Raw genomic sequence first — 11807 nt, forward strand, 5'->3', positions numbered from 1 at the left:
GGCCGGGCGGGGGCGGCGCGGAGGGAGGGGGCGAGCGGCTCGTCGATGTCGCGGCCGTGCCACAGGTCGCCGCACTCCACCACGACGGCACCCTGCTCGGCCAGGTACCGGCCCGCGCCTCGGTCACCGTCGAGCGTCGATGCGAGGGCGGCCCAATGCGTGCGCCCGATGAGCACCGGATGCCCGGGCTCGCCGCGGTAAGTCGCCCGGGCGAGTGCCCCACCCGTGCCGAGAACCCTCCGGCAGGACTCGACCGACAGGTCGGGCGTGTCGACGGGAACGAGCAGGACGGCGTCCGCGTCGGTCATGGCGGCCGCGTGCAGCGCGGCGCGGACCGAGGCGGCGAGCCCTCCAGACCACTCCGGCACGGGTACAACCGTCGCGATCGCCGGTACGAGCGCGGCCGCCTCTGAGCGACGTGCGCCCAGGGCGACCAGCACGTCCGAGCATCCGGCCCCGAGCAAGGTCTCCACGGCCCGCGCCACCCAGGGTGTGCCGTCGGGCAGGGATGCCAGGGCCTTCGGCCCGCCGAATCGCGACCCGGCGCCCGCCGCGAGGACAACTCCGCACACGTTCATCTGCACACCGGATTCCTTGCGGATGGGGCGGATGCGTCTGGGTGGGGCTCGCCGCAGGTTCGAGCGGTAGGTCTGTTCGCGCCTCCGCCGAATCGCGATCCTGCGCCTGCCGCGAGGACAACCCCGCGCACGTTCATCTGCGCACCGGATTCTTTGCGGCTGGGGCGGATGCGTGCGGGTGGGTCTCGCCGCGGGTTTGGGTCGCGGGCCTGTCGCCGCCTCCGCCGTGTCGCGGACCGGTGCCCGCCGCAAGGACAACTCCGCACACGTTCAGTCGCGCACCGTCTTCCGCGCGCCTGGGGCGGATGCGCCTGATCGGGCCCCCGCAGCTGCGAGCCCAGGCTTGAGCCCAGGGTCCATCCGCGTCCCGCCGCGGACCTGGCCATCCGCGTCCCGCCGCGGACCTGGCCATCCGCGTCCCGCCGCGGACCTGGCCATCCGCGGCCCGCCGCAGACCTGTGCTTCCGCCACCCGCATTCGCCAGCCCAGGTGCAGAAACCCCGGGTCTGCGCACAACTCCCGCCAAGCCCGTGGCTCCGCACCCCGCACCCCGCACCCGTCACCGCTCACGAGGCGACGCGCGCTCCCAGCGGCCGGTGTACCGGCCCCGACAGCTCGGACAGGCGGCGACCGGATGCGCCGTGCCGGTCGGCGACGATCTCGGCGAGGATCGAGAGGGCCGTCTCCTCCGGGGAGCGCCCGCCCAGGTCGAGCCCGATCGGCGAGCGCAGCCGCTCCAGCTGCTCGGCTGGCACAGCCTCTGCGGCGGGTGCCGACGCGTCGGTGAGCGGCTCGAGCCGCTCGAGCCGTTCGAGCCGCTCCTCGTGGGTCCGGCGGCTCCCCATGACACCGACGTAGCCGGCGGCAGAGGCCAAGGCGACGCGCAGCGCGGGCACGTCGAACTTCGGGTCGTGCGTGAGCACGCACACGGCGGTGCGCGCGTCCACCTCCGCGGTCTCCAGGTAGCGGTGCGGCCAGGCGACAACCACCTCGGCGCCCGGGAACCGGGCCGTCGTCGCGAACACCTCACGCGGGTCGACGACGGTGACCTGCATGCCCGCGGCGATCGCGATGCGGGAGAGCGCCACGGCGAACTCGACCGCGCCCACGATGATCAGCCGGGGCGGCGAGCCGAGGGCGATCGTCACGGCTCCCGACGAGGGCGGCGATGTCTGGTCGATGACGCCGCGGCCCACGTCGGCTCCGGCGACCGTCAGCGTGTAGCTCGCGGGCATCGCGCGCGCCTCACGCTCCGCCAGCAGCAGCATGTCAGCGGCCGCCGCGCTACCCGGCAGGACAGGGCGGACCAGGACCTCGATGACTCCGCCGCAGCTCAGCCCGACCGAGAACGCCGCCGCCGAGCTGTACCCGAAGGTCTCGACGCTCGCGGCACCGCTCTGGATCGCGAGCAGGCACTGCTCGAAGACGGCCCCCTCCACGCATCCGCCGGACACGTTGCCGAACACCTCGCCGTCGGCCGACACGATCATGCTCGCGCCCACCTCTCGGGGCGCGCTGCCGCTGACGGCGACGAGCGTCGCCATCGCGAACGGTCGACCTCGGCGCGCCCACTCGGCGCCCATCGGCAGGATTCCACGCATGACGAAACGCTAAGCCGGGCCCATTGCGTGGCTGTTGCGGGCACGTGAAGGTCGTCACGATCCTCGACCCACGATCGAAACACCGCCGAAACGGCGTTCTGGTTCACTCCCGAGAATCCACTCGCGCCAGCAAGCGACCGACGGCGCGGAGCCACGACCGGGAGGGCCATGGACATCACGACGGTGCGCTCGTACCGCGTCGCACGAACCCGCGAGGAACTGCGCCTCGCCCCCGGGGAGGCCATCCTGGCGGGCGGCACGTGGCTCATGAGCGAGCCGCAGCCGACGACGACGGGCTTCGTCGACGTGACCGGCATGGGGTGGCCCGATATCGAGGCCGACGACGATGGGCTCCGGATCTCGGCCATCTGCACGATCGCGACGCTGGTCGCGTGGGCGAAGGATGCACGGGACACCGGCACGCTTCCGTCGCAGGAGGACTGGCTGGCGCTCCCGCTTGTGCCAGCCGCCGCGGATGCGCTCCTCGCGTCGTTCAAGATCTGGAACACGGCGACCGTCGGCGGCAACATCTGCCGGGCGTTCGCAGCGGCCGGCATGGTCTCGCTGTGCGTCGCGCTCGACGGGGAGGCCGAGATCTGGCGAGGAGCCGAGGTAGTGCGCCTGCCGGTCGCGGACCTCGTGACCGGGGACGGGACGACCGTCCTCCAGTCGGGCGACGTGCTCCGCAGCATCCACCTGCCCGCAGCCGCGCTGCGCTCGCGGGCGCTGCTCCTCAAGATCGCGCTCGCAGAGCACGGCCGATCCGGCGCCGTCGTCACGGGACGGGTCGACCCGACCGGCCGCAGCGTCTTCACGGTCACCGCAGCCACGCAGACCCCGACCGTGCTCGCGTTCCCGCACCTCCCGAGCGCAGCCGACCTCGCCGCGCGCGTCGCTGACGCGGACGGCTACTACAGCGACCCGCTCGGCTCAGCAGATTGGCGCCGCGGCGTGAGCATCGTGCTGGCGGAGCGCATCCGGAAGGGACTCGCGTGAAGTTCGAAGTAGACGGCACAGACCGCTCGGCCGAGCCGCGAGCGGGCCAATGCCTGCGGACCCTGTTGCGCGAGACGGGTTCCACGACGGTGAAGAAGGGGTGCGATGCCGGTGACTGCGGAGCCTGCTCGGTCCTGCTCGACGGCACTCCCGTGCACTCCTGCATCGTGCCGGCCATGCGGGCGGAGGGGCGCAGCGTCACGACGGCGGCCGGCCTCGCACCCGGCGATCAGCTGCATCCCGTGCAGGAGGCGCTCGCTGAGGGGTTCGGCTTCCAGTGCGGCTTCTGCACGCCGGGGATGAGCGTGACCGCGTCGACCCTCGGTGAAGCCGACCTGGGCGAGTTCGACAGGCGGATGAGGGGAAACCTGTGCCGCTGCACGGGCTACCGCCCCATCCGGGAGGCGATCTGCGGTTCCGTGCGCGCGGGCGCCTGCGCGCAGACGTGCGCAACGCCCAAGGCCGCCGACCCGGAAGCGCGGGCCACGGCGCAGACCGTCGGCAACTCCGTCGTCCCTGAGGCCGCGCGCCGCATCGTGCAGGGCCTCGAGCCGTTCACGTTCGACCTGCCGCCCGGGCATCCGGCGCTTGATGCCCTGACCTTGCGGGTCGTGACGAGCCCGCACGCGCACGCGCGCATCCTGAGCATCGACACCGCGGAGGCCCTCGCCGTGCCCGGGGTCGTGCAGATCTTCACGCACGAGGACGTGCCGCAGCTCAGGTACTCTTCGGCCCGCCACGAGCACCGCACCGACGACCCGGACGACACGCTCCTGCTCGACCACGTGGTGCGCCACGTCGGGCAGCGCGTGGCGGCCGTCGTCGCGGAGACCGGTGAGGCGGCCGACGCCGCGCGCCGCCTCGTCCGCGTCGAGTACGAGCTGCTGCCGGCGGTCTTCGACCCGGAAGAGGCCCGCAGGCCAGGGGCGCCGCTCCTGCACCCGGACCGCACCGCGCAGGAGCGGGTCGACGAAGCCGCCCGCAACGTCATCACGAGCGTCCACGCCGGACCGGATGTCGCCGAAGCGCTCGCCTCGAGCGCCGCCACCGTCTCCGGCACGTGGCAGACGGCCCGCGTCACGCACGCGCAGCTCGAGACCCACGGCTCGATCGGCTGGCTCGACGACGACGGACGCCTCGTGATCCGCTCCTCCACGCAGGTGCCGTTCCTCGCCCGCGACGAGATCGCGCGCCTCTTCGACCTGGACCGTGACCGCGTTCGGGTGCTCGCGGCACGGCTCGGCGGCGGGTTCGGCGGCAAGCAGGAGATCTTCACGGAGGATCTCGTCGCGCTCGCGGTGCTCAGGACCGGCAGGCCCGTCGCCTACGAGTTCTCGCGCACCGACGAGTTCCAGCGCGCCGCCGTCAGGCACCCGATGCGGGTGTCGGTGACGCTCGGCGCGGACGCGGATGGGGCGCTCACGGCCATGCAGCTCGACGTGCTCAGCGACACCGGCGCCTACGGCAACCACTCGCGTGGCGTCCTCTTCCACTCCCTCGCCGAGTCGACGACGATCTACCGCGTCCCGCTGCGGCGACTGGATGCGGAGGTCGTGTACACGAACACGGTGCCGTCCGGTGCGTTCCGCGGCTACGGCCTCGGCCAGGTGATCCTCGGTGTCGAATCGGCGATGGACATGCTCGCCGAGAAGCTCGGTATCGACCCGTTCGAGCTGCGCCGACGCAACGCCATCAGGGAGGGCGACGATCCGGGGCACGACGACCTCGTGTGGGGAAGCTACGGCTTCGACCAGTGCCTCGACCTGGCGCAGGACGCGCTTCGCCGAGGCAACGGCCAGGCGGCCCCGCCCGGCTGGCTCGTCGGCGAGGGGGTCGCGGCGGCGATGATCGCCACCATGGCGCCGTTCGGGCACATCGCGCACACGACGGCCACGCTCCGGGCCGACGGCACGTACCTGCTGCGCACGGGGACGGCCGAGTTCGGCAACGGCACGACCACCGTGCTCAAGCAGATCGCGGCGACAGACCTGAGCACGAGCTTCGAGCGGCTGGAGCTGTGGAACTCGGACACGGATGCGGTCGAGCACGACACGGGCGCCTTCGCATCGGCGGGCATCACGGTTGCGGGCAAGGCGCTGCACGCCGCCTGCCTGACCCTGGCGATGCGGATGCGGGAGCGGGCCGCAGAGCTCACCGGGTCGGCCCCGGACGGCGGCGAGCTCACCGCGGACGGCGTGCTGACGCCCACCGGGCTCGTCACCTTCGCGCAGCTGGCGGCCGAGGAGAACGGCGGGGAGATCACGGCAGACGGCAGCGAGCTCGGCGCGCGACGCTCGCTCGCCTTCAACGTGCACGCCGTCAGGCTGGCCGTCGACCCGGAGACGGGAACGGTACGCATCCTGCAGTCGGTGCACGCCGCCGACGCCGGCTACGTCATGAACCCAGCCCAGTGCCGCGGGCAGATCGAGGGAGGTGTCGCGCAGGGTCTCGGCAGCGCGCTGTACGAGGAGGTGACGCTCGACGACGAGGGGCGCGTCGCCAACCCCGTCTTCCGCCTCTACCGGGTGCCGCAGTTCGCCGATGTGCCCGTCACCGAGGTGTACTTCGCCGACACGAGCGACGACCTCGGGCCGTTCGGCGCGAAATCGATGAGCGAGTCGCCGTACAACCCCGTCGCTCCCGCGATCGGGAACGCCATCGCGCGCGCCATCGGCAGCCGCCCGTTCGAGCAGCCCTTCAGCCGAGACCGGGTCTGGCGGATCGCGAATCACGCCCGTAACACCCACGACCCCGTCCCCGAAATATGAACTGCCTAGTGTCGCGGCTAGGGAGTGTCAGGACGAGCTGAGCAGGCGAGACACCGGCAGACACGACCCAGCCCACTGCAGTCAAGGAGATCCGATGCACACACTCACCAGACCACGCCGACGCGTCACCGCGGCCCTCGCTCTCGCAGCCACCGCCGCGCTTGCCCTCACCGCGTGCTCACCCACCGCATCCGAGACATCCCCAGGGAGCGCATCCGTCGACCACGGCGAGATCAGCGTGCAGTACTCGTGGATCAAGAACGAGGAGTTCGCGGGCGAGTACTACGCCTACGACAACGGCTACTACGACGAGGCGGGGTTCTCCGCGGTGCAGGGCATCGCCGGCCCCGACACGGGCGTCGCGAAGCTGCTCTCCGGGTCGGTGCAGTTCGCTCTCAGCGACGCCGCCTCCGTCGGCGCCGCGGTCGCCGAGCAGGACGCGCCCCTGAAGATCGTCGCCACCACCTTCCAGAAGAACCCGTTCACGGTGCTCTCGCTGACCGACAAGGGCAACATCGCGACGCCGCAGGACCTGATCGGCAAGAAGATCGGCGTGCAGGACTCGAACGCGTCCGTCTTCAAGGCGCTCCTCGCCGCGAACGACATCGACGAAGACCAGGTCACCGTCGTCCCTGTCGACTTCGACCCGACGCCCCTCATGAACGGGGAGGTCGACGGCTTCATGGCCTACCTGACGAACGAGGCCATCACGGTCGAGATGGAGGGCTACGAGGTCACGAACCTCGCCTACGCCGACAACGGCCTGCCGTACGTCGCCGAGGCGATCACGGTGACCCAGCAGTACCTGGATGAGAACCCCGACCTCGTGAAGGCGTTCCTCATCGCCGAGATCAAGGGCTGGACCGACACGTTCACGCAGCCGACGGATGACACCGTCACGAAGGTGACCGAGCACTACAACGCCTCGGCCGCAGCGGGCGACCTCACCTTCGGGGAGCTCGACCCCGCCAAGGTGAAGGCGGGCCTCGAAGCCCAGGCGGCGCTGATCTCGACCCCGGAGACGGAGGCGAACGGCCTGTTCACCATCTCCGACGAGCTCAAGGCCCAGTCCATCGCCTCCCTCGCGGCCGCCGGGTGGGAGCTCGAGGTCGACGACCTCTTCGACACGACGATTCTCGACGAGATCTACACCGAGAACCCCGAGCTGAAGAACTACCAGCCCTAAGCTCATGACCCTCACCGATACAACGACGGATTCCGGTGCCGCTACCGGCACCGGAATCCAGATCTCCGGAGTGTCCAAGTCCTTCGACCTGCGCGGCGGCAAGTCGCTGCTGGCGCTGCAGGACACGGACCTGCACACCGACAAGGGCTCGTTCCTGGCGCTGCTCGGCCCCTCCGGATGCGGCAAGTCGACGATCCTCCGCATCCTCGCCGCGCTCGACCACCCGACGACCGGCAGCGCGCTCGTCGACGGGCAGACGCCCGACCAGCTGCGCGCGAACAGCGAGCTCGGGATCGCCTTCCAGGACCACGCGCTCCTTCCCTGGCGGAGCATCCGCAAGAACATCGAGCTGCCGTTCGAGGTCGCGGGGCGACCGGTCGACAAGGCGTACGTGGATGAGCTGATCGCCCTCGTGGGGCTCAGCGACTTCGCGAACGCGAAGCCGGCGCAGCTCTCCGGCGGCATGCGGCAGCGGGCCTCGATCGCGCGGGCCCTCGTGCTCAAGCCGTCGGTGCTGCTGCTCGACGAGCCCTTCGGAGCGCTCGACGACATGACTCGGCAGAACCTCAACCTGGAGCTGCTGCGCATCTGGACGGAGAAGCCCGCGACGACGCTGCTCGTCACGCACGGCATCAGCGAGGCGATCTTCCTCGCCGACCGGGTCGCCGTCATGTCGGCCCGCCCCGGTCGCGTGCAGGAGATCATCGAGGTCGACCTGCCGCGGCCGCGCACCCCGGAGATGATGCGCACTCCCGAGTTCCACGCGCTGGTCGACCGTGCTTCCGAGCTGCTGTTCGGCGTGCACGGGCACGCAGAAGCCGAGGCGTGACGGTGGCGAGGGAGCGCATCCCAGGCTGGCTCGCCGCACTCATCGGCGGGGCCGCCCTCGTCGCGATCTGGTGGCTGGCGTCGGCGACGGCGTTCCGGCCGCAGGAGGGCACGAGCTTCACGCCGGTGCCCTCACCGCTCGCCGTCATCGACTGGCTCTTCGTGCAGGGCAACATCGCGGGCACCTGGGGCGTCTTCGCCCCGACGGTCACCGCGGCGGCGATCGGCTACGTGTGGGGCAACGGCATCGCGCTGCTCCTGGCGACCGTCGTGCTCGTGTTCCCCCGCCTGGAGACCGTCATCACGCAGATCGCCGTCGTCACCTACTGCCTGCCGATCGTCGCCGTCGGCGGCATCTCCATCGTGGTGCTCGGCGGCGCGAAGAGCCCGGGCGACCCCTCGGAGACGGCCGTCTTCCTCGCCGCCCTCGTGTGCGTGTTCACGACCGTCGTCGGCGCCATCCTCGGGTTCAAGTCCGCGGACAAGGCCTCGCTCGACGTCGTCCGCGTCTTCGGCGGCGGCTCGTGGATGCAGATGCGCAAGGTCCGTCTCGTGGCCGCGCTGCCCGCCATCCTCAACGCGCTCCAGATCGCTGTCCCCTCGGCGTTCCTCGGCGCCGTGCTCGGCGAGTACCTCGGCTCCATCACGGCGGGAGTCGGCCCCACCCTCATCCGCCTGCAGGGGCAGCTCGACTCCGCCGGCGTCTGGTCGGTGTTCCTGCTGTGCGCCGTGTTCGCGCTCGCCGCGTACGGGCTCTTCGGGCTGGTCATCCGCTTCATCACGCCGTGGGTCTCAGGGAAGGCAGTGCGATGACCGTGATCGTGCAGGACAAGCAGACAGCGACGACGGCCGAGCACGCCGCCGAGACGCGGATCGCGCGCGAGCGGCGCAGCGCGCTCCGGAAGACGGTGCTTCGCTCCCTGGGCTCCGCCGGCATCACGCTGCTCGTGCTCCTCCTGCTCTGGCAGGCGGTGGTGAGCCTCACCGGCATCTCCTCGTTCATCGCGAAGGGGCCGCTCGACGTGTGGCAGTTCCTGTTCGTGGGCGAGGACGCCGCCGAGCACCGCGCGCAGATGTTCCCCCTCGTGGGGCAGACGCTCATGGACTCGGCGCTCGGCTTCGTCGCAGGCATGGCCGTCGCCATCGTCCTGGCGATCGCCTTCAGCCTCTCCAGAGCCATCGAGGCCGGCGTCATGCCGCTTGTGCTCCTGCTGCGCACCATCCCGCTCGTCTCCATCGCACCCGTCATCATCCTCATGACCGGCCGAGGAACCACGGCCTCCTTGGCGGTGATCGGGACGATCGTCGTGCTCTTCCCAGCGCTCGCCAGCGTGCTGTTCGGCCTCAGCCGTGCCAGCCAGGAGAGCCTCGACGTCGTGCACGTCTTCGGTGGCGGCCGGCTCGCCGGCCTCACGAAGGTCAACCTGCCCGGGGCGCTCCCGTCGATCTTCGCGGCCGCACGGGTCTCCGTGCCGGGAGCCGTGACCGGTGCGCTGCTCGCCGAATGGCTCTCGACCGGGACGGGCATCGGCGGGGCGATCCTGAAGTTCAACGCGCAGGCGCAGTTCGCCGAGCTGTGGACCTCGATCGCGCTCATCACCATCATCACGCTGGTGTCGTACAACCTGGTGCAGATCGTCGAGAACATCGTCCTCGACCGCATGGGGATGGGCGTCTCCCAGCGCTGAGCCGCCTTCGCTCGAACCTCGCGGCCGGGAGCATCCTCCCGGCCGCGACGTCGTTCAGTGCGGGTGGCCGCGCAGCGGGATGATCGCCGCCGGCAGCTCGTGGAGCCTCGCCGATGCCTCCTCGGCGAGGGGGTTCGTAGATGCGCCGTCGCGGTTCACGAGCTGACCGCCCACGTAGACGGCCTTGAGGTTCCGCGGGCTCATCGCGAGCACGTACGACCGCACGGGGTGCCAGAGCGGCCCGACGTCGGGGGAGCGCGGGTCGACGATGACGAAGTCGGCGAACTTGCCGACCTCCAGCGAGCCGACCCGGTCGGCGACTCCCATGATCTCGGCCCCGCCGAGCGTGTGGAGGCGCAGCATCAGCTCGGGCATCATCGACAGGGGGTCCTTCGTGCGCGAGCGCTGCATGTAGATGCCCATGCGCATGTTCTGCCACGGGTCGCTCACGTCGGTGCAGGCCTGGTCGTCGAGGCCGACGCCGACCTTCATGCCGAGCTCGAGCATCTCCGGCACGAGCGCGACGCCGGAGGCGAGCCGCCCGTTCGAGGCCGGCTGCCACGACATGCTCGCCCCGCGAGCGGCGGCTTCGGCGATGATCTCCGGCGTGGTCTGGATGAAGTGCCCGAACATGAGGCCAAGCTCGAGGGCCCCAGCGTCCCGGTACAGGGCGAACTTCGACTGCTGGTGCTCGACGGCCTCTGGCGACTCGAGGAAGTGCGCCTGGTTCGTGATGCCGAAGCGACGCATGGCCTCGGCTTCGAGGTCGGCGGCATCGGTCCGAGGCGACCACTGCACCTGGCCCATGATGGACGAGCCGAGGGCGTACGCCGGGTCCATGGCCCTCGTGTGGGCGACCTCCGCCTGGAGCCTGTCGAAGATCTCGTCGTCGCTGCCGATGGTCGCATCCATCCCCGAGGCGTCGACGAAGCGGATGCCGGAATCGAGCGTGCCGTCCGCCTGGCGGTAGTGGTACTCGAGGGGGCGCATGCCCGCGGTTCCCGTTCGCTTCCCGTCGATCATCGACTCCCACGCCTGCAACGGGTCGGTGAAGTTGTACGCGGTCGTGACGCCGTTGGAAAGGAAGTCGAGCGAGCCGTGCAGGGTCGACCAGTACAGCTGCTCCGGCGTCATATGGGCGGTCGTGCCGAGCATGGAGTCGCACCAGCCGTAGAGGGTGTCGGCGACGCCGAGGCCCCTGAGGCCGCTCGTGAAGAGATGCGAGTGGCTCGACACGAAGCCGGGGGCGACGAATCTGCCGGCCACGTCGATCGTCTCGTCGGCGGTGACGGACGGCGTCCCGCTTCCGATCGCGGCGATGCGGCCGTCTTCGACGAGCATCCATCCGTCTTCGAGGTAACCGGCATCCGTGGAGCCCGTTGGGATCGTGATGAGGCGCGCGTGGGTGACAAGAAGGGACATGCTCGCAACGCTAGCCAGCCCATGTTTCAGGCCTGTCACGGCTCGGAGGCGCCGCGGGGCGAGTTGCGCCTCAGACCTCGAAGAGGCTGTGCACTGGGCCGGCGACCTGCTGCCCGTCGAGGTCGACGAGCTCCATGAGGACGGCGGTGCCCATCAGCGTGTAGCCGAGCTGCTCGAGGAGCTCCTGGCCCGCACGGAGGGTGCCACCCGTTGCGAGGATGTCGTCGACGAGTAGGACGCGGGTGCCGGCCGGCAGGTCCTGTGCTGCCTCCAGGCTGTCCGACCCGTATTCGAGGTCGTACGTGATCGACGCCGCTGGGCGGGGCAGCTTCCCGGCCTTGCGGATGGGGATGAGGCCGACGCCCGCGGCGTTGGCGATGGCGCCTGCGAGCAGGAACCCACGCGCCTCGACGCCCGCGACGACATCGAAGGTGCCTGCGAAGGGCTCGATCACGGCATCGACGGCGGTGCGCAGGGCGGCGCCGTCGGCGAAGAGCGGGGTGATGTCACGGAACTGGATGCCCGCTTCGGGGAAGTCCGGGATGGTCGCGATGAGCGACTCGGCGCGCGCGAGCTCTGGGGTCACGGCTCCAGGATACGTGCGCACCGCATCAGTCCGCCCCGACGGACGCGCGCAGGATCGCCCGGTGGTCGCCGCCGCGCCCAGCCGTCCGGAGCTGAGTTGTGGTCGCTCAGAAGCGCTCTTGACGACCACAACTCAGCCCTGGGCGGGGTGGGGA

10 protein-coding genes are annotated in these 11807 nt (G+C 70.8%); 6 read left to right on the forward strand and 4 right to left on the reverse strand.

The genetic code is table 11. The features are described 5' to 3' along the window. The coding region (locus C5E10_RS16510; protein ID WP_104332572.1) for an NTP transferase domain-containing protein at nucleotides 1–578 on the reverse strand (578 nt) is incomplete at its 3' end. Nucleotides 579–1144: 566 nt separating this feature from the next. Next, nucleotides 1145–2179, reverse strand: coding sequence for an XdhC family protein (locus C5E10_RS16515; protein WP_104332566.1), 1035 nt, complete (start codon nucleotides 2177–2179; stop codon nucleotides 1145–1147). A 168-nt stretch (nucleotides 2180–2347) separates the two neighbouring features. Here C5E10_RS16515 and C5E10_RS16520 point away from each other — a divergent pair, with 168 nt between their 5' ends. The 6 genes from C5E10_RS16520 (at nucleotide 2348) to C5E10_RS16545 (ending at nucleotide 9645) form a co-directional block, all read left to right on the forward strand. Continuing rightward, on the forward strand, nucleotides 2348–3175 hold the full coding sequence (locus C5E10_RS16520) for an FAD binding domain-containing protein (protein WP_104332567.1): 828 nt from the start codon (nucleotides 2348–2350) through the stop codon (nucleotides 3173–3175). Then, nucleotides 3172–5943: a molybdopterin-dependent oxidoreductase gene (locus tag C5E10_RS16525; RefSeq protein ID WP_104332568.1), complete on the forward strand. Its 2772-nt coding sequence runs from the start codon at nucleotides 3172–3174 to the stop codon at nucleotides 5941–5943. The genes C5E10_RS16520 and C5E10_RS16525 overlap by 4 nt, the downstream gene beginning before the upstream one ends. 94 nt (nucleotides 5944–6037) lie before the next feature. Next, complete coding sequence (locus C5E10_RS16530; RefSeq protein ID WP_104244641.1) at nucleotides 6038–7129, forward strand: ABC transporter substrate-binding protein; 1092 nt, start codon at nucleotides 6038–6040, stop codon at nucleotides 7127–7129. Nucleotides 7130–7133: 4 nt separating this feature from the next. Beyond that, nucleotides 7134–7958 (forward strand): ABC transporter ATP-binding protein, encoded by an 825-nt coding sequence (locus tag C5E10_RS16535; RefSeq protein ID WP_104244643.1) that lies wholly within the window; start codon nucleotides 7134–7136, stop codon nucleotides 7956–7958. Further along, nucleotides 7955–8770, forward strand: a complete 816-nt coding sequence (locus C5E10_RS16540) for an ABC transporter permease (RefSeq protein ID WP_258064018.1) — start codon at nucleotides 7955–7957, stop codon at nucleotides 8768–8770. The genes C5E10_RS16535 and C5E10_RS16540 overlap by 4 nt, the downstream gene beginning before the upstream one ends. Beyond that, nucleotides 8767–9645 (forward strand): ABC transporter permease, encoded by an 879-nt coding sequence (locus C5E10_RS16545; protein WP_104332569.1) that lies wholly within the window; start codon nucleotides 8767–8769, stop codon nucleotides 9643–9645. The genes C5E10_RS16540 and C5E10_RS16545 overlap by 4 nt, the downstream gene beginning before the upstream one ends. A gap of 54 nt (nucleotides 9646–9699) precedes the next feature. Here C5E10_RS16545 and C5E10_RS16550 read toward each other — a convergent pair whose 3' ends face one another. Both C5E10_RS16550 and C5E10_RS16555 read right to left on the reverse strand, forming a co-directional pair. Beyond that, entirely contained in the window at nucleotides 9700–11067 is a 1368-nt protein-coding gene (locus tag C5E10_RS16550) for an amidohydrolase family protein (RefSeq protein ID WP_104332570.1), read from the reverse strand. Nucleotides 11068–11137: 70 nt separating this feature from the next. Beyond that, nucleotides 11138–11653 carry an adenine phosphoribosyltransferase gene (locus C5E10_RS16555; RefSeq protein ID WP_104332571.1) on the reverse strand — a complete coding sequence of 172 codons (516 nt, stop codon included), beginning with the start codon at nucleotides 11651–11653 and terminating at the stop codon, nucleotides 11138–11140. Between the last annotated feature and the right edge of the window lie 154 nt (nucleotides 11654–11807).

Source organism: Pseudoclavibacter sp. RFBG4 (assembly GCF_002931515.1).
Taxonomy (GTDB): Bacteria; Actinomycetota; Actinomycetes; order Actinomycetales; family Microbacteriaceae; genus Pseudoclavibacter.